This window comes from Brenneria nigrifluens DSM 30175 = ATCC 13028, assembly GCF_005484965.1.
GTDB classification, from domain to species: domain Bacteria; phylum Pseudomonadota; class Gammaproteobacteria; order Enterobacterales; family Enterobacteriaceae; genus Brenneria; species Brenneria nigrifluens.
Genome location: NZ_CP034036.1, coordinates 1,137,929 through 1,156,292 on the forward strand (window position 1 = coordinate 1,137,929; position 18,364 = coordinate 1,156,292).

General features: G+C 52.5%; 13 protein-coding genes, 2 tRNA genes, 2 rRNA genes and 1 other annotated feature. Of the genes, 11 read left to right on the forward strand and 6 right to left on the reverse strand.

The annotated features are described in order from the left end of the window. The first annotated feature begins 34 nt into the window (after positions 1-34). Positions 35-790, forward strand: a complete 756-nt coding sequence (trmD, locus tag EH206_RS05225) for a tRNA (guanosine(37)-N1)-methyltransferase TrmD (RefSeq protein WP_009111757.1) — start codon at positions 35-37, stop codon at positions 788-790. 62 nt (positions 791-852) lie between these two features. Continuing rightward, positions 853-1,200 (forward strand): 50S ribosomal protein L19, encoded by a 348-nt coding sequence (gene rplS, locus EH206_RS05230; protein WP_009111758.1) that lies wholly within the window; start codon positions 853-855, stop codon positions 1,198-1,200. Positions 1,201-1,281: 81 nt separating this feature from the next. Here rplS and EH206_RS05235 read toward each other — a convergent pair whose 3' ends face one another. Beyond that, on the reverse strand, positions 1,282-1,635 hold the full coding sequence (locus tag EH206_RS05235; RefSeq protein WP_009111759.1) for a DUF2799 domain-containing protein: 354 nt from the start codon (positions 1,633-1,635) through the stop codon (positions 1,282-1,284). A gap of 318 nt (positions 1,636-1,953) precedes the next feature. Next, entirely contained in the window at positions 1,954-2,670 is a 717-nt protein-coding gene (btsR, locus tag EH206_RS05240) for a two-component system response regulator BtsR (RefSeq protein ID WP_009111760.1), read from the reverse strand. A 222-nt stretch (positions 2,671-2,892) separates the two neighbouring features. Between btsR and EH206_RS05245 the strand changes: the two genes are divergently transcribed. Together EH206_RS05245 and tyrA are read left to right on the forward strand one after the other, a co-directional pair. Further along, positions 2,893-3,966: a 3-deoxy-7-phosphoheptulonate synthase gene (locus tag EH206_RS05245; protein ID WP_009111761.1), complete on the forward strand. Its 1,074-nt coding sequence runs from the start codon at positions 2,893-2,895 to the stop codon at positions 3,964-3,966. Positions 3,967-3,972: 6 nt separating this feature from the next. Next, positions 3,973-5,094 carry a bifunctional chorismate mutase/prephenate dehydrogenase gene (gene tyrA / locus EH206_RS05250; RefSeq protein ID WP_009111762.1) on the forward strand — a complete coding sequence of 374 codons (1,122 nt, stop codon included), beginning with the start codon at positions 3,973-3,975 and terminating at the stop codon, positions 5,092-5,094. Between the two features lie 56 nt (positions 5,095-5,150). Here the strand turns inward: tyrA and pheA are convergent, their stop codons facing one another. From pheA to bamD, 4 genes are all read right to left on the reverse strand, one after another. Then, positions 5,151-6,311 (reverse strand): bifunctional chorismate mutase/prephenate dehydratase, encoded by a 1,161-nt coding sequence (pheA, locus tag EH206_RS05255; RefSeq protein WP_009111763.1) that lies wholly within the window; start codon positions 6,309-6,311, stop codon positions 5,151-5,153. An 83-nt stretch (positions 6,312-6,394) separates the two neighbouring features. Continuing rightward, positions 6,395-6,520, reverse strand: a sequence feature (Phe leader region). Next, positions 6,472-6,519, reverse strand: coding sequence for a hypothetical protein (locus EH206_RS23160; protein ID WP_198008340.1), 48 nt, complete (start codon positions 6,517-6,519; stop codon positions 6,472-6,474). It overlaps the preceding feature by 48 nt. Positions 6,521-6,704: 184 nt before the next feature. After that, positions 6,705-7,043 carry a ribosome-associated translation inhibitor RaiA gene (raiA, locus tag EH206_RS05260; RefSeq protein ID WP_009111764.1) on the reverse strand — a complete coding sequence of 113 codons (339 nt, stop codon included), beginning with the start codon at positions 7,041-7,043 and terminating at the stop codon, positions 6,705-6,707. Between the two features lie 253 nt (positions 7,044-7,296). Next, positions 7,297-8,031, reverse strand: a complete 735-nt coding sequence (gene bamD, locus EH206_RS05265; RefSeq protein WP_009111765.1) for an outer membrane protein assembly factor BamD — start codon at positions 8,029-8,031, stop codon at positions 7,297-7,299. Between the two features lie 133 nt (positions 8,032-8,164). Between bamD and rluD the strand changes: the two genes are divergently transcribed. The 7 genes from rluD (at position 8,165) to EH206_RS05305 (ending at position 18,267) form a co-directional block, all read left to right on the forward strand. After that, a complete protein-coding gene (rluD, locus tag EH206_RS05275; protein ID WP_009111766.1) occupies positions 8,165-9,142 on the forward strand; it encodes a 23S rRNA pseudouridine(1911/1915/1917) synthase RluD in 978 nt (325 codons plus the stop codon). A gap of 7 nt (positions 9,143-9,149) precedes the next feature. After that, the gene (yfiH, locus tag EH206_RS05280) at positions 9,150-9,875 is read left to right on the forward strand and encodes a purine nucleoside phosphorylase YfiH (RefSeq protein WP_009111767.1); all 726 of its coding nucleotides are present in this window, start codon (positions 9,150-9,152) and stop codon (positions 9,873-9,875) included. Between the two features lie 133 nt (positions 9,876-10,008). Further along, complete coding sequence (gene clpB / locus EH206_RS05285) at positions 10,009-12,582, forward strand: ATP-dependent chaperone ClpB (RefSeq protein WP_009111768.1); 2,574 nt, start codon at positions 10,009-10,011, stop codon at positions 12,580-12,582. Between the two features lie 475 nt (positions 12,583-13,057). Further along, positions 13,058-14,599 (forward strand): 16S ribosomal RNA (locus EH206_RS05290). 77 nt (positions 14,600-14,676) lie between these two features. Beyond that, positions 14,677-14,753, forward strand: a tRNA-Ile gene (locus tag EH206_RS05295). A 115-nt stretch (positions 14,754-14,868) separates the two neighbouring features. Further along, positions 14,869-14,944 (forward strand) — tRNA-Ala (locus tag EH206_RS05300). Between the two features lie 213 nt (positions 14,945-15,157). Next, positions 15,158-18,267 (forward strand): 23S ribosomal RNA (locus EH206_RS05305). Together the 16S and 23S rRNA genes with 2 tRNA genes alongside form the textbook arrangement of a ribosomal RNA operon. Positions 18,268-18,364 lie beyond the last annotated feature (97 nt).

Consider the following 18,364-nt stretch of genomic DNA (forward strand, 5'->3'; position numbering starts at 1 on the left):
TGAATTAACCAGTAGTACCCGGTGGAACGAAACTATGTGGATTGGGGTTATTAGCCTGTTTCCAGAGATGTTCCGCGCAATTACTGATTACGGAGTCACTGGCCGGGCAGTTAAAAATGGCCTGCTGAGCGTACAGTACTGGAGTCCGCGAGACTTCGCTTACGACCGGCATCGCACCGTGGACGATCGCCCATACGGCGGCGGCCCCGGAATGCTGATGATGGTGCAACCCTTGCGGGATGCGATCCACGCAGCGAAAGCAGCGGCAGGCGAAGGCGCCAGGGTGATTTACTTATCACCTCAGGGCCGTAAATTAGATCAGCAGGGCGTGCGTCAACTCGCCGCCAACCAGAAAATGATCCTGGTTTGCGGGCGGTATGAGGGAATTGATGAGCGCGTAATTAAAACCGAAATTGACGAAGAATGGTCAATCGGTGATTACGTTCTCAGCGGCGGGGAACTGCCGGCAATGGCGCTGATTGACTCTGTTTCCCGGTTTATCCCGGGCGTGCTGGGTCATCAGTCTTCCGCGGAAGAGGATTCTTTCGCTGACGGGTTGCTGGATTGTCCTCATTTTACTCGTCCTGAAGTGTTGGCCGGTATGGATGTCCCGCCAGTTTTACTGTCAGGAAACCATGCTGAAATACGTCGCTGGCGGTTGAAGCAGTCGCTGGGCCGAACCTGGCTTAGAAGACCTGAACTTCTGAAAAGCCTAGCTCTGACTGACGAGCAAGCAACGTTGCTGGCTGAATTCCAACGAGAATATCAGTCCGGGCAACATGAGTATTAGGTGGTCGTCGCGTTTTATCTGACGAACCCAAATATCAGTTTACCTAGGGTAAGAGACATACTATGAGCAACATTATCAAGCAAATTGAACAAGAACAGATGAAGCAGGACGTACCTGCATTTCGTCCGGGTGATACCGTAGAAGTGAAGGTATGGGTTGTTGAAGGTAGCAAAAAACGTCTGCAGGCATTCGAGGGCGTGGTTATCGCTATTCGTAACCGCGGTCTGCATTCTGCATTTACTGTTCGCAAGATTTCCAACGGCGAAGGCGTAGAGCGCGTTTTCCAAACGCATTCCCCGGTAGTGGACAGCATCGCTGTTAAACGCCGCGGCGCCGTACGTAAAGCCAAATTGTACTACCTGCGTGAACGCACCGGTAAGTCTGCTCGTATCAAAGAGCGTCTCAACTGATAGCGCGCTTTCGCGACATCCGAAAGTAATTAGTTATCAAGGGTTTAGCCAATGGCTAAACCCTTTTTTTATCCGCGCGCTTTAGGGTTGATTCATACTCCGTTGCCACTGGACTCGTAGTTGTTCCGCATCGGCAACGCCATCGCAGCTGGCGGGGAAATTTTTGCCGGATTTCCCCCACGCAGGCATGTTGTCAATGCGACAAAAGTCCGCTTGCCCCGCGCCGTAGCCGCGCAAATAGGCTTCGCGATCGATCTGGGGATTGCCAAACCACTCCTCCAACACGCTATTATCTTTGACAACCAGGCCGGATATGGCGTCCTGGTAACCAGCTTCATACCAGAAAGTGTTCTGGTTGTCGGCAGTTGGCGCAGAGGCGTTGTGTTGGCAGCCTGCGATAAAGAGAATTACAGCCAGACAGTAACTGTATTTCATATCAAACCTTTTGTGAGTTGGTTATCGCCATATATACCCGTCATACTTCAAGCTGCAGATGCGTTGGCTGCATTACTCGGCCCCTCCCTGGGCCTCGCCCCGTTGGGGCCGCTGCAAGCAGCGTTCAAATCTGCTCCAGGCAGATTTGTCAGTCACCCGAATCAATTACTTGAGTAAGCTCATCGGGATTAAATGAGAGACATCCTGTCTCTCACCAGAGGCCAGCCGTTGGCTGGTCAAATTCGTTCCCGACGAATTTGTCCTTCCCTTGCCGCCTTCCTGCAACTCGAATTATTTAGGGTATAAAGCATATCGCTTTTAAACGATGCCCAGTTTTTCTTTTAGCAGTTTGAGATAGCGGCGACTCACCGGAATCTGTTTTCCGGTGTTGGTGAGCACTTCTGCCGCGCCGTTCTCCAGCAGTTTAATTTCTTTCAGCAGATCCGTATTGACCATATATTTTCGATGGCAGCGCACCAGGGGCGTTTTTTCTTCCAACGTTTTTAGCGACAGTTGCGTATAGCCAGTCTGGTTTACTCCCACAACGTGCACTCCGCCGAGTTCGGAACTGAGATATTCGACTTCATCGACCTTGAGCAAAAAAATGCGGTTGTGCCCGTGGCAGGGGATATGGCGCAGATAGGGTTCGGTAATTAAGTGTACATTTTTATTTACACTTGCGCCGCGGCGTAAACGATTCAACGTTTTATTCAGCCGTTGCGAATCCAGCGGCTTAAGCAGGTAGTCGAAAGCATGTTCTTCAAAGGCGCGCACTGCGTATTCGTCATAGGCGGTGACGAACACCACGTAAGGCATGTTTTCCGGATCCAGCATGGCGGCTAATTCCAGACCGCTGACCTTGGGCATCTGTATGTCCAGAAAAATCACGTCAGGCTGCAAGCGGTGAATAGCCGGTATCGCTTCAAGCGCGTTGCCGCACTGAGCGATAATCGTTATGTCAGGTTCATTTTCCAGCAGCAATGAAAGTTCTTCACGAGCGGGCAGTTCGTCGTCAATTATGATGGCTTTCAGCATCGTTCCCCCCTTTGTCCCGATGATTCTACCACCATTCGCTGATGGGATTGGAGTGATAGCGGTGAAGCGCGCGGCAGATTTGCCGCTGCGTGGTTTTATATCTGCGGTAATTTTAAGTTTACAAATATGGATTGAAATCTTTACGGTTCGTGTTATGGTGTAAACATAATGCAGCTGGCATTAATCGATTACGTCATACAGGATTCTTCAGGAAATATAAACATGCAAAAAGACGCTCTTAACAACATCAATATTGTGGAAGAACAGATACTGATTACCCCGGATGAACTGAAAGCCAAGTTCCCGCTAAGCGACGGCGAGCGCCAAGCCATCGCCAGCGCCCGCGAAACCATCGCCAATATTATTCATGGGCGAGATCGGCGTCTGCTGATCGTATGCGGCCCCTGTTCTATCCATGATACCGATGCCGCCCTGGAGTACGGGCGCCGTCTGCAATCCCTCTCGGCTGAATTGAGCGATCGGCTGTATATCGTTATGCGGGTGTACTTTGAAAAGCCGCGCACCACCGTCGGTTGGAAAGGATTAATTAACGATCCTCACATGGATGGCTCTTGCGATGTGGAAGCCGGGTTGCATATCGCCCGTGAGCTATTGCTCAAGCTGGTTAACATGGGGTTACCGCTGGCGACTGAAGCGCTGGATCCCAACAATCCGCAGTATCTGGGCGACCTGTTCAGTTGGTCGGCGATTGGCGCCCGCACCACCGAATCGCAAACGCACCGCGAAATGGCATCCGGCCTCTCCATGCCCGTCGGGTTCAAAAACGGCACCGACGGCAGCCTTGGCACGGCAATTAATGCGATGAGAGCGGCGGCCATGCCGCACCGGTTTATGGGGATTAATCAATCCGGCCAGGTTTGCCTGCTGCACACGCAGGGAAATGCGGACGGCCATGTTATTTTGCGCGGCGGCAAAACGCCAAACTACAGTGCGCCAGACGTTGCAGAATGTGAAAAACAGATGCTTGATGCGGGACTGAATCCGGCGCTGATGGTAGATTGTAGCCATGGCAACTCAAATAAAGATTACCGTCGGCAACCCTTGGTGGTCGAGTCGGTCATTGAGCAGATTAAGGCAGGCAACCGTTCGATCATCGGCCTGATGCTGGAAAGTCATCTTCACGAAGGCAGCCAGTCTTCAGAGCAGCCGCGTGCGGAAATGCGCTATGGCGTATCGGTAACGGATGCCTGTATCAGTTGGGAAAATACAGAAACGTTACTGCGTTCCGTACATCAGGAGCTTGGCGCGGAACGGGTAAAACATTCAGGAGAGTAACAGAAGATGGTAGCTGAACTGACCGCGTTGCGTGATCAGATAGACGAGGTGGATAAAGAGCTGTTAGCGCTGCTATCACGCCGATTGCGTTTGGTGGCGGAAGTGGGGGAGGTCAAAAGCCGTTATGGCTTGCCTATCTATGCGCCCGATCGCGAAGCCGCCATGTTCAGTTCGCGCCGTAAAGAGGCCGCTCTGCTGGGTGTGCCTCCCGATCTGATTGAAGATATTTTGCGTCGCGTTATGCGCGAATCCTACTCCAGCGAAAATGATAAGGGATTTAAGACATTGAATCCTCAACTGCGTCCGGTGGTTATCGTCGGCGGCCGTGGGCAGATGGGGGCGCTGTTTGAAAAAATGCTGACGCTGTCGGGGTATCAGGTCAGGATCCTGGAGCAGGAGGACTGGCCGCAAGCGGAAACCCTGCTATCTGACGCCGGCATGGTGATTGTCAGCGTGCCGATCCATGTCACTGAACAGGTTATCGCCCGTCTGCCTAAATTGCCGGATGACTGTATTCTGGTGGATTTGGCTTCGGTCAAAAACGGCCCGCTGCAAGCGATGCTGGCCGCCCATCGCGGACCGGTGCTTGGGCTGCATCCCATGTTCGGACCGGATAGCGGCAGCCTGGCGAAACAGGTGGTGGTCTATTGCGACGGACGTCAGCCGGAATCCTATCAATGGCTGCTGGAGCAGATACAGGTGTGGGGCGCGCGTTTACATCGCATCAGCGCGGTGGAGCACGATCAGAATATGATGTTTATTCAGGCGCTGCGCCATTTTGCCACTTTCGCTTACGGCCTGCATTTGGCGGAAGAGAACGTACAGCTGGAGCAGTTGCTGGCGTTGTCATCGCCCATTTACCGTTTGGAATTGATCATGGTAGGCCGCTTGTTTGCTCAGGATCCGCAACTATACGCCGACATCATTATGTCTTCTGAAAATAATCTGGCATTGATTAAACGTTATTATAAACGTTTCGGCGAGGTCATCGAGCTGTTGGAACATGCGGATAAAGCCGAGTTTATCAACAGCTTCAAAAGAATCGAACGCTGGTTTGGTGATTACGCCGGACGATTCCTGTCTGAAAGCAGGACTTTATTACGTCAGGCCAACGATATCCGGCAATAATAGGTTTTAACAACCAGCCTATTCGCCATCCCGCGATATAGCCGGGATGGCCTCTTTCACTCGTTGACGTCTACGGGCACGACGTTTTCACTGGGGTAGCAGCCTAACACCTTCAGTGAGCGCGTAATCGATGTCAATTCCCGCAGTGCCTTCTGCATCGCCTCGCTGCGCAGATTGGCCTGCACATCAATGTAGAACATCTCTTCCCAGGGGTTGCCGTTGATCGGCCGGGATTCCAGTTTGGTCATAATGATGCCCTGGTCGCGCAGCACCAGCAGCGCTTCAACCAGCGCGCCTGACTGCTGCCCTGTCGCCATAATCAGCGTGGTCTTGGCCGGAACCTGTTCCGTCACTTCGATGGGCTTACGCGCCAGAACGATAAACCGGGTGATATTTTGCGACTGGTTGGCCAGATTGTGTTCGAGAACCTGCAAGTTATATAGCATGCCGCCGGCTTCGCTTCCCAACGCCGCGGCTTTGGGCGAGTTAAGCGCCGCCACTTTTTCCATTGCCGCGGCGGTGCTTTCGCAGTATTCAATTTTCCAGTCCGGGAAACGACTCAGGAAATGGCTGCATTGCTGGAACGGCTGCGGGTGGCTGTAAACGGTTTCAATCTGATCGAGACTGGTCGCGGTAGCAACCAATACGCAGTGGTTGATGGGATTCGTCAGTTCGCCGACGATCGACAACCCGGTGTGCTGCAACAGGTCGTAGACATCGTTAATGGAGCCTGAACTTGTATTTTCAATCGGCAACACGGCGTAGTCCGCCTGACCCGTTTCCACCATATTGAAGATATCCTGGAATTTATGGCAGCCGCACTCGATGAACTGCTCGAAATGCCGGGCCGCATATTGGCGGGCCGCCAGATGCGAATAAGATCCCTTCGGCCCAAGAAAGGCTATGCGCGCGGAGTGAGCGGTGGTCTGGTTGAGATGGTGTTGCAGCAGCGCCTGCTGCGTCAGCACTGAATCTTCAATAATAAGCTGGAATAAACGGGTGATGTAGTGACCGTCGAGGTGATATTTCTTCCCCGCGACCGTGAGCTTATCAAGCAAATCACGTTCGCGCTCTTTGTCGCGGATAGGGCGATGAGAATGCAATTTAGTGCGTGCGATGTCGAGCGCCAGCTCCCGTCTCTCCGCTAACAATTCCAGTAATTTTACATCCAGCTCGCTGATGCGCTCGCGTAATGCCAGTAGTGGGTTATCGGTCATTATCCTGTTACCTGTTTGCTGTTCTTATAAATCGCCGGGAGCGATTTTCAACGTCGCCTGCGACGGCCCGGGATAGCCCGCCATAAAAAAAAGCCTCCTGTTTCAGGAGGCTTTTTGTTCGTCTTCGTATTCTTGCTCTTACGACGAATCGCCTCCCAAATCAGGGGAAGGTGAAAAAGAATATGAAGAAGAACGGTGTGTTAGTCATGCTGAACCGGTATGTAAGAAACATAGGTATGAAATAATAGCATGTAAAGTTACGGTTGGCTTTTCATCCTGTCAATACAAAATCGCCGGAAGCGATGTTGAACAACGCACAGAGACGGCACTTTAGGGCCCCCGAGATACAAAAACGCGCCCTCAGGCGCGTTAGATAACAATAATGAAGTCGGATTATTCTTCCTGCGGCACCTGCAGGTTGGCATCTTTGACGCAAGCCGCCGCCCGGCGCGCCTCGCCTTTATGCTGCACTTTGTTTAATTGGCGCTCAAGCTTGGCGATAAGCTCATTAATGGCGGCATACATATCTTCATGTTTGGCACTGGCGACCAGCGGTCCGTTTGGCGTACTGATTGTTGCATCGGCAACGAAACCCTGAGGTTCTTTTGACAGAATGATGTGCGGGTTAATCAGATGGGCTTGCCACTTATCCAGTTTAGAAAGACGGTCTTCGACATGCTGACGTATTGCGGGGGTGATATCCATTTGCTTACTGGTAATATTGATAGTCATATAACTTACCTCTCTGCCTTTGTCCGTCTTGGATAATTTCAGCATAACGCGAGTGAAGACAAAAATCGTGATTATGATCACTTTTTTTTGTCACTTTTTGTCAGGAAAACGTGATTTGTGGACCATGCTCAGGAATCGACGGGAAGTGCTTGAGAGGGGGTATAAGCTATGTCATTATCGAAAGGATATATTGAACCCGCCATAAAAAAACGGCAACCGAAGCTGCCGTCTTATTCTTTTATTCGCAGTTATTTTAAGCCGGATTCGCAGCGATGATTTTAGCGACTTTATCCGCCTGCGTCGCCAACTGAAGCTCGCGGTAGGCATTTTCCATCAATGGCAAGGCATCTTTGGTGGCCTTGGTGTCCGGATAATCACGCAGCATTTGCTCGACGCGATTAACTACTGCCACATAAGCGCCGCGTTTCGTGTAATATTGCGCGACGGAAAGTTCATATTTAGCCAATCGCTCTTTCAGATAGACCAGCCGCTTATTGGCGTCGGTTGCATACTGGCTGTTTGGGTAGCTTTGAATCAGCCGGCTGAAATCCCGGAAGGCCATGCGGGCATACTGGGGGTCGCGATCGGAGCGATCGACGCCAAAGAACCCCTGTAGCGCGCTGTCGTCGAGAGCCATATCGGTCAGTCCACGCATGTACAAGACATAATCAGCGCTTGTATGAGTGGGGTTTAAGCGCAGGAAACGATCGATGGAGGCCTGGGCCAACGGCAGTTCGGCGGATTTATAGTAGGCGTAAATCAAGTCCAACTGCACCTGCTGAGAATAGGGGCCGAATGGATAGCGGTTGTCCAGTGCTTCCAACTGCGTGATGGCGGCTCTAAAGTTGCCGTCCTGCAGTTTTTGTTGAGCATTTGCATACAGTTCGGACGGCGGACTGTCAGGAACCGCATCCTTGGAATTGCTGGAGCAGCCAGCCAGCGCCAGGCTAAACGTGGCGGCAGCCACCAGATATTTCATACGCGTCATGACGTTTTGATTATCCTCAGAGTGTTATTCCGGGAGACTGTCCGTTAAGCTCCCGATTTAGACCAGTGACAATAGTACATTATTTTAAACGGCGTCGCCGTGAAAACCCAACGTTAACGAAGAAGCTGCAACTATGGCACAACAAGTACAACTCACCGCAACGGTGGCCGAATCTCAACTCGGACAACGTTTAGATCAGGCTTTGGCCGAATTGTTCCCTGATTATTCACGATCTCGTATAAAAGAGTGGATCCTCGAGAACCGGGTACAGATTAATGGCATTGTCAGCAATAAGCCAAAAGTGAAGGTACTGGGCGGCGAATCGATTGCGATTGACGCGCTTATTGAGGAAGAGGCGCGCTGGGAAGCGCAGGATATCGCGCTGGATATCGTGTATGAAGATCAGGATATCCTGGTAATTAATAAACCCAGAGATTTGGTGGTTCATCCCGGCGCGGGTAATCCTGACGGCACGGTGCTCAATGCGCTGTTGCATCACTATCCTGAGATAGCGGATGTTCCGCGGGCAGGTATTGTTCATCGTCTGGATAAAGATACCACGGGGCTAATGGTGGTGGCGAAAACCGTCCCTGCACAGACCCGGCTGGTTGAATCATTACAGGCGCGTGAAATTACGCGTGAATATGAGGCCGTCGCCATTGGCACCATGACGGCGGGGGGAATGGTTGACGAGCCGATTGCGCGTCATGCGACAAAACGCACGCATATGGCGGTCCATCCGATGGGGAAACCGGCGGTCACACACTACCGGATTATGGAGCATTTCCGCGCACACACGCGCTTGCGCTTGCGCCTGGAAACGGGACGCACCCACCAGATTCGCGTACATATGTCGCATATAAACCATCCATTGGTGGGGGACCCGCTATACGGCGGCCGTCCTCGCCCGCCGAAAGGCGCATCTGACGAGTTCATTACGGTGCTGCGCGGTTTTGATCGCCAGGCGCTGCACGCCACAATGTTGCGGCTATATCATCCCGTCAGCGGGATACAAATGGAGTGGCATGCGCCCTTGCCGCAAGATATGGTCGATCTTATCAATGCATTAAAAGCCGATACCGAAGCGTTCCAGGATCAACTCAACTGGTGATGAAACGATGCTAATTTATCCTGACTGGCCGATGCCGGAGAATATCCGGGCCTGTAGCACCACTCGTTATGACGGCGCCAGTTTGCCGCCGTATGATGCGCTCAATCTGGGAAGCCATGTCGGTGATGATATCGAAAAGGTGAGGGTGAACCGTCAGATGCTGGTTGATGAAGCGGGTTTGCCATCAATGCCGCATTGGTTGGAGCAGGTTCACGGTACGGATGTGATTCGCATCGGCAGTGCAGCTCCGCTTTCCGTTCGCGGCGACGCGGCTTATACGGATCGGAAAGAGCGGGTTTGTGCCGTGATGACCGCCGACTGTTTACCGGTGCTGTTTTGTTCCGCCGCCGGCGATGAGGTCGCCGCGGCGCATGCAGGCTGGCGCGGGCTGTGCGCCGGCGTACTGGAAGAGACGCTTTCCTGCTTCCGCGCGAAACCGTCGCGGATTATGGCATGGCTCGGCCCGGCAATCGGTCCGGATGCATTTGAGGTCGGTGCGGAAGTTCGCGAAGCATTTATCCGGCATGACGCCGTGGCCGAGTCGGCATTCAGGGCTAACGGCGACAAGTTTCTGGCCGATATATACCAGTTGGCGCGTTTACGTTTGCGCGCAGCCGGCGTGACGCAAATTTTTGGCGGAGACGACTGCACCGTAAGCGATCGGCAAAAATTTTTCTCTTATCGGCGTGATGGCGTGACGGGCCGTATGGCAAGTTTAATCTGGCTGATATAACCTATTGAATTAAGACGATCCACGGCAAGTAACATTTTAATCCCATTACTACTGGCGAAATAACCTTGAAATTTTGAGGGTTGACCTCATCTGATCTCCAGTAGCAGTTTTGACCAGTTATATGGGAGGTGTTATGCGTCTGGATCGTCTTACCAGCAAGTTTCAACTTGCTCTCGCCGATGCCCAATCTCTTGCTCTCGGGCGCGACCATCAATTTATCGAACCTCTTCATCTGATGAGCGCTTTACTTAATCAGGAAGGCGGTACTGTCGGTCCTCTATTGACAGCGGCTGGCGTCAATGTTGCTCACCTGAAAAATGAAGTCGATCAGGCAATAATACGTTTACCTCAGGTCGAAGGTACCGGCGGCGATGTTCAGCCGTCCAGCGAGTTGGTTCGCACATTAAACGTCTGCGACAAGCTGGCGCAGAAACGTGGCGATACTTTCATCTCCTCGGAGCTTTTTGTGTTGGCGGTGCTGGAGTCGCGCAGTACGCTAAGTGACGTGCTGAAACGTGCGGGGGCGACGCCAGAAAGCGTTACCAAAGCAATCGATCAGATAAGAGGGGGGGAACAAGTGAACGATCAAGGCGCGGAGGATCAACGGCAGGCGCTTAAAAAATATACCATCGATCTGACCGAGCGTGCGGAACAAGGCAAGCTTGACCCGGTTATTGGCCGTGATGAGGAAATTCGCCGTACCATTCAGGTATTACAACGTCGAACTAAAAACAACCCGGTATTAATCGGTGAGCCGGGGGTGGGTAAAACCGCCATTGTCGAAGGGCTGGCCCTGCGTATTGTTAACGGCGAAGTGCCGGAAGGTTTAAAGAACAAACGCGTTTTATCCCTGGATATGGGGTCGCTGGTCGCCGGCGCCAAATACCGCGGGGAGTTTGAAGAGCGTTTAAAAGGGGTGCTGACCGATTTATCCAAGCAGGAAGGCAACGTTATCCTGTTTATCGATGAACTCCATACGATGGTGGGCGCCGGGAAAGCCGACGGCGCCATGGATGCCGGGAATATGCTCAAGCCCGCTCTGGCGCGCGGCGAACTGCACTGCGTCGGCGCCACCACGCTGGATGAATATCGGCAATATATAGAGAAAGACGCTGCTTTGGAGCGCCGTTTCCAGAAGGTGTTCGTTGCCGAGCCGACGGTAGAAGATACCATTGCTATTTTACGCGGTCTTAAAGAGCGCTATGAGCTGCATCACCATGTGCAGATTACCGACCCGGCGATTGTTGCCGCGGCCACGCTATCCCATCGTTATATTGCGGACCGCAAGTTGCCGGACAAGGCGATCGACCTGATTGATGAGGCGGCTTCCAGTATTCGTATCCAGATTGACTCAAAGCCCGAGCCGTTGGATCGTCTGGACCGTCGCATCATTCAGTTGAAACTGGAACAGCAGGCGCTGAAAAAAGAGTCGGATGAAGCCAGCCAAAAACGTTTAGAGCTGTTAAGTTCCGAGCTTGAAGAGAAGGAACGCGAGTACTCCAAGCTGGAAGAAGAGTGGAAAGCGGAAAAGGCATCGCTTACCGGCACTCAGAATATTAAGGCGGCGTTAGAGCAGGCGAAAATTTCGCTGGAGCAAGCACGCCGTCAAGGCGATCTGGGGCAGATGTCCGAGCTGCAATACGGCAAAATTCCCGAGTTGGAAAAACAGCTGGCAGCGGCCACGCAGCTTGAAGGTAAAACTATGCATTTGTTGCGTAACCGCGTTACGGATACTGAAATTGCCGAGGTGCTTGCCCGCTGGACCGGTATTCCGGTATCCAGAATGTTGGAAAGCGAACGTGAAAAGCTGTTAAGAATGGAAGAGGCGTTGCACCAGCGCGTAATCGGACAGGATGAAGCGGTCGAAGCGGTGGCGAACTCTATTCGACGCAGCCGCGCCGGTTTGTCCGATCCCAATCGCCCAATAGGTTCTTTCCTGTTCCTTGGGCCGACCGGGGTGGGTAAAACGGAACTGTGTAAGACGCTGGCCTCTTTCCTGTTCGACAGCGATGATGCGATGGTTCGTATCGACATGTCTGAGTTTATGGAAAAGCATTCGGTGTCGCGTTTAGTGGGGGCGCCTCCGGGATATGTCGGCTATGAAGAGGGCGGCTACCTGACGGAGGCCGTGCGTCGCCGTCCTTATTCGGTGATTCTGCTGGATGAGATCGAGAAGGCGCATCCGGACGTGTTCAACATTCTGCTGCAGGTATTGGATGATGGGCGCCTGACGGACGGCCAGGGGCGTACGGTCGATTTCCGCAACACCGTGGTGATTATGACCTCGAACCTGGGTTCCGACCTGATTCAGGAACGCTTTGGCGAGCGGAGCTATGCGGAGATGAGGGGGATGGTGCTTGAGGTTGTTAGCCATAGCTTCCGTCCTGAGTTTATCAACCGTATCGATGAAGTGGTGGTATTCCATCCGCTGGGTAGGCAACATATCGCCTCTATCGCCAAGATCCAGCTACAGCGTTTGTATAAACGCCTTGAAGAGCGCGGTTATACGGTGACGATAACCGACGCGGCGTTGGAACGGCTGGGAGAAATTGGCTTCGATCCGGTTTATGGTGCCCGTCCGCTTAAAAGGGCAATACAGCAGTTGATTGAAAACCCGCTGGCTCAGCAGATTCTTTCTGGGAAATTAATCCCAGGTAAACCGGTAACGCTGGATGCTGATGGTGAAAACATCGTTGCCCGCCAATAAAGCCGCTGGGTGACAAACTCAAAAACGGGAGAAAGCGGCTGTTTCTCCCGTCTTTATTTATTTTGTATCGATAACCCTTATTTTCCGCATAAAACCGGCTAAAAATGGTTTTTTGACTTATTTTTAAGCGCTTGATTATTTTTTTGCATTTAGCCCTTGTAAGCCGCCGAGAACGCCCTATAATGCGCCTCCACTGACACGGCAACGGCGGCAACGCGGTTGTGATGACGGTAGGAAGCCAGGCAATAATCACTTGACTTCACAGCGGAATTGCATAACATATGCGGCCCGCGCCACGGCGTAACGTGGCACTGCTCTTTAACAATTTAATCAGACAATCTGTGTGGGCACTCACAAGACGATATCCGCAAACGATATAAAAAGTCTTGAAGAGTGACTGACAGTAAATTCATTACGAATAAACAGTTATAAATTCTTTGAGCATGCTATTAACTTAGCGAATCAAACAAATCTTAAATTGAAGAGTTTGATCATGGCTCAGATTGAACGCTGGCGGCAGGCCTAACACATGCAAGTCGAGCGGTAGCACAAAGGAGCTTGCTCCTTGGGTGACGAGCGGCGGACGGGTGAGTAATGTCTGGGAAACTGCCTGATGGAGGGGGATAACTACTGGAAACGGTAGCTAATACCGCATAACCTCGCAAGAGCAAAGTGGGGGACCTTATGGCCTCACGCCATCGGATGTGCCCAGATGGGATTAGCTGGTAGGTGGGGTAAAGGCTCACCTAGGCGACGATCCCTAGCTGGTCTGAGAGGATGACCAGCCACACTGGAACTGAGACACGGTCCAGACTCCTACGGGAGGCAGCAGTGGGGAATATTGCACAATGGGGGAAACCCTGATGCAGCCATGCCGCGTGTGTGAAGAAGGCCTTCGGGTTGTAAAGCACTTTCAGCGGGGAGGAAGGCAACAAGCTTAATAATCTTGTTGATTGACGTTACCCGCAGAAGAAGCACCGGCTAACTCCGTGCCAGCAGCCGCGGTAATACGGAGGGTGCAAGCGTTAATCGGAATGACTGGGCGTAAAGCGCACGCAGGCGGTCTGTTAAGTTGGATGTGAAATCCCCGGGCTTAACCTGGGAACTGCATTCAAAACTGACAGGCTAGAGTCTCGTAGAGGGGGGTAGAATTCCAGGTGTAGCGGTGAAATGCGTAGAGATCTGGAGGAATACCGGTGGCGAAGGCGGCCCCCTGGACGAAGACTGACGCTCAGGTGCGAAAGCGTGGGGAGCAAACAGGATTAGATACCCTGGTAGTCCACGCCGTAAACGATGTCGACTTGGAGGCTGTGGTCTTGAACCGTGGCTTCCGGAGCTAACGCGTTAAGTCGACCGCCTGGGGAGTACGGCCGCAAGGTTAAAACTCAAATGAATTGACGGGGGCCCGCACAAGCGGTGGAGCATGTGGTTTAATTCGATGCAACGCGAAGAACCTTACCTACTCTTGACATCCTCAGAAGAGACTGGAGACAGTCTTGTGCCTTCGGGAACTGAGAGACAGGTGCTGCATGGCTGTCGTCAGCTCGTGTTGTGAAATGTTGGGTTAAGTCCCGCAACGAGCGCAACCCTTATCCTTTGTTGCCAGCGATTCGGTCGGGAACTCAAAGGAGACTGCCGGTGATAAACCGGAGGAAGGTGGGGATGACGTCAAGTCATCATGGCCCTTACGAGTAGGGCTACACACGTGCTACAATGGCGCATACAAAGAGAAGCGAACTTGCGAGAGTAAGCGGACCTCATAAAGTGCGTCGTAGTCCGGATTGGAGTCTGCAACTCGACTCCATGAAGTCGGAATCGCTAGTAATCGTAGATCAGAATGCTACGGTGAATACGTTCCCGGGCCTTGTACACACCGCCCGTCACACCATGGGAGTGGGTTGCAAAAGAAGTAGGTAGCTTAACCTTAGGGGGGGCGCTTACCACTTTGTGATTCATGACTGGGGTGAAGTCGTAACAAGGTAACCGTAGGGGAACCTGCGGTTGGATCACCTCCTTAAACTGAAGTGAGATATTGGAAGGTGCAGTGTCCACAACAGATTGTCTGATGAAAATAACGAGCAGAAATACCTTAATAGGCTTGTAGCTCAGGTGGTTAGAGCGCACCCCTGATAAGGGTGAGGTCGGTGGTTCAAGTCCACTCAGGCCTACCAACTCTACTTATCCTTGAAATCTTCGCTGCTGCGTTGCTCATGTGCGTTTGCACACTGCGCTACTCGCAACGAACCTTTCGTCGGCTAAGCGAGTTGGCAGAGGTATGACTGATTTGGGGCTATAGCTCAGCTGGGAGAGCGCCTGCTTTGCACGCAGGAGGTCTGCGGTTCGATCCCGCATAGCTCCACCATTAAAAAGACTTCAGAGCGTATTGGCGACAGTATGCTGCGAAGTATTTGCTCTTTAACAATCCGGAACAAGCTGAAAATTGAAACGACGCAGCTGAACATTACCCGCGAGGGTAATGATTTTGTTGTGTCAGAGTCTCTCAAATAATCGCAGCACGACGTGTTCTCTGTAAGAGGCCCTAGGCCGTACAGAAAGAAACACCTTCGGGTTGTGAGGTTAAGCGACTAAGCGTACACGGTGGATGCCTAGGCAGTCAGAGGCGATGAAGGGCGTGCTAATCTGCGAAAAGCGTCGGCAAGGTGATATGAACCGTTACACCCGACGATACCCGAATGGGGAAACCCAGTGCAATACGTTGCACTATTTCATGGTGAATACATAGCCATGAAAGGCGAACCGGGGGAACTGAAACATCTCAGTACCCCGAGGAAAAGAAATCAACCGAGATTCCCCCAGTAGCGGCGAGCGAACGGGGAGGAGCCCAGAACCATCATCAGTTTGTGTGTCAGTGGAAGCGTCTGGAAAGTCGCGCAACAAAGGGTGATAGTCCCGTACACGAAGATGCACATGCTGTGAGTTCGATGAGTAGGGCGGGACACGAGATATCCTGTCTGAAGATGGGGGGACCATCCTCCAAGGCTAAATACTCCTGACTGACCGATAGTGAACCAGTACCGTGAGGGAAAGGCGAAAAGAACCCCGGCGAGGGGAGTGAAACAGAACCTGAAACCGTGTACGTACAAGCAGTGGGAGCCCCACCACCAAAACACTTCCGGGCCGAGAGGCGATGCGGATGTCGAGGTGACGGTTGTCATCGCGTTTTTTGCGATGAGCAACACACAAAACAAGCCGTGAGTGTTTTGGGGTGGGGTGACTGCGTACCTTTTGTATAATGGGTCAGCGACTTATATTCTGTAGCAAGGTTAACCGAATAGGGGAGCCGCAGGGAAACCGAGTCTTAACTGGGCGTCAAGTTGCAGGGTATAGACCCGAAACCCGGTGATCTAGCCATGGGCAGGTTGAAGGTTGGGTAACACTAACTGGAGGACCGAACCGACTAATGTTGAAAAATTAGCGGATGACTTGTGGCTGGGGGTGAAAGGCCAATCAAACCGGGAGATAGCTGGTTCTCCCCGAAAGCTATTTAGGTAGCGCCTCGTGAACTCATCTGCGGGGGTAGAGCACTGTTTCGACTAGGGGGTCATCCCGACTTACCAACTCGATGCAAACTGCGAATACCGTAGAATGTAATCACGGGAGACACACGGCGGGTGCTAACGTCCGTCGTGAAGAGGGAAACAACCCAGACCGCCAGCTAAGGTCCCAAAGTCATGGTTAAGTGGGAAACGATGTGGGAAGGCCCAGACAGCCAGGATGTTGGCTTAGAAGCAGCCATCATTTAAAGAAAGCGTAATAGCTCACTGGTCGAGTCGGCCTGCGCGGAAGATGTAACGGGGCTAAACCATGCACCGAAGCTGCGGCAGCGAACGTATCACTTAAAACGCTTAACGTGACGGCGAAGCTGGCACGTTCAAGCCACAAAAACGTTGAGTTGGCCTGAGCGCTGACAGACGGCAAGGCGTTTTAAGGATACGTTCGTTGGGTAGGGGAGCGTTCTGTAAGCCGTAGAAGGTGGCCTGTGAGGGCTGCTGGAGGTATCAGAAGTGCGAATGCTGACATAAGTAACGATAATGCGGGTGAAAAACCCGCACGCCGGAAGACCAAGGGTTCCTGTCCAACGTTAATCGGGGCAGGGTGAGTCGACCCCTAAGGCGAGGCCGAAAGGCGTAGTCGATGGGAAACGGGTTAATATTCCCGTACTGGTTGTTACTGCGAAGGGGGGACGGAGAAAGCTAGGTTGGCCGGGCGACGGTAGTCCCGGTTTAAGCGTGAAGGTGGGTGTTTTTGGAAAATCCGGAACACCGTTAACACTGAGGCGTGACGACGAGTCACTACGGTGACGAAGTAACCGATGCTACGCTTCCAGGAAAAGCCTCTAAGCACCAGGTAACAGTCAATCGTACCCCAAACCGACACAGGTGGTCAGGTAGAGAATACTCAGGCGCTTGAGAGAACTCGGGTGAAGGAACTAGGCAAAATGGTGCCGTAACTTCGGGAGAAGGCACGCTGGATTTGGTGAAGTCCCTTGCGGATGGAGCTGAGACCAGTCGCAGATACCAGCTGGCTGCAACTGTTTAATAAAAACACAGCACTGTGCAAACACGAAAGTGGACGTATACGGTGTGACGCCTGCCCGGTGCCGGAAGGTTAATTGATGGGGTCAGCCTTAGGGCGAAGCTCTTGATCGAAGCCCCGGTAAACGGCGGCCGTAACTATAACGGTCCTAAGGTAGCGAAATTCCTTGTCGGGTAAGTTCCGACCTGCACGAATGGCGTAATGATGGCCAGGCTGTCTCCACCCGAGACTCAGTGAAATTGAACTCGCTGTGAAGATGCAGTGTACCCGCGGCAAGACGGAAAGACCCCGTGAACCTTTACTATAGCTTGACACTGAACCTTGAGCCTTGATGTGTAGGATAGGTGGGAGGCTGTGAAGCGTGGACGCCAGTCTGCGTGGAGCCGACCTTGAAATACCACCCTTTGATGTTTGATGTTCTAACGTGGGCCCGTAATCCGGGTTGCGGACAGTGTCTGGTGGGTAGTTTGACTGGGGCGGTCTCCTCCCAAAGCGTAACGGAGGAGCACGAAGGTTAGCTAATCCTGGTCGGACATCAGGAGGTTAGTGCAAAGGCATAAGCTAGCTTGACTGCGAGAGTGACGGCTCGAGCAGGTGCGAAAGCAGGTCTTAGTGATCCGGTGGTTCTGAATGGAAGGGCCATCGCTCAACGGATAAAAGGTACTCCGGGGATAACAGGCTGATACCGCCCAAGAGTTCATATCGACGGCGGTGTTTGGCACCTCGATGTCGGCTCATCACATCCTGGGGCTGAAGTAGGTCCCAAGGGTATGGCTGTTCGCCATTTAAAGTGGTACGCGAGCTGGGTTTAGAACGTCGTGAGACAGTTCGGTCCCTATCTGCCGTGGGCGTTGGAAGATTGAGAGGGGTTGCTCCTAGTACGAGAGGACCGGAGTGAACGCACCACTGGTGTACGGGTTGTGATGCCAATTGCATTGCCCGGTAGCTAAGTGCGGAAGAGATAACCGCTGAAAGCATCTAAGCGGGAAACTTGCCTCGAGATGAGTCTTCCCTGGGACTTCGAGTCCCCTGAAGGGCCGTTGAAGACGACGACGTAGATAGGCCGGGTGTGTAAGCGCAGCGATGCGTTGAGCTGACCGGTACTAATGACCCGAGAGGCTTAACCTTACAACACCGAAGGTGTTTTGAGAGTGACTCACAATAATCAGCTTGTTGACGGATTGAAGATTAAAATGTTTGCGTATAACGCGGACATCAAACAGCG